Source organism: Undibacterium sp. JH2W, from assembly GCF_049340425.1.
Lineage (GTDB): Bacteria > Pseudomonadota > Gammaproteobacteria > Burkholderiales > Burkholderiaceae_D > Undibacterium.
Genome location: NZ_JBMPOT010000111.1, coordinates 1 through 255 on the forward strand (window position 1 = coordinate 1; position 255 = coordinate 255).

The following is a 255-nucleotide window of genomic DNA, read 5'->3' on the forward strand; positions in this document are numbered from 1 at the left end:
TTAAACCGAAGGTGGCCTTAATCATCATCACCCCCAACCGTTGCCGGTGCACGCAGGCGCGCATTGGCATATAAATCCAACACCGTCGCTTCCCCCATGCGGTGTCCATTGAAATACACCACGAAGCAGTCACAGCGCATACGGTCATAGCGTACCTGGATGGATTTGTCGCGTAAATCGACCGGACATTCATAGCGCTGCGAATGGATCGAGAATACGTTGGTCTTACTTACCTTACGCGTCTCCTCGATAAAG

The 255-nt window shown here is 51.8% G+C and carries 1 protein-coding gene; it reads right to left on the minus strand.

Going from position 1 to position 255, the window contains the following annotated elements:
• Positions 1-17: 17 nt before the first annotated feature.
• Positions 18-255: hypothetical protein (locus ACO0LC_RS29350; protein WP_423009817.1), on the minus strand; the 238-nt coding region annotated here is incomplete at its 5' end.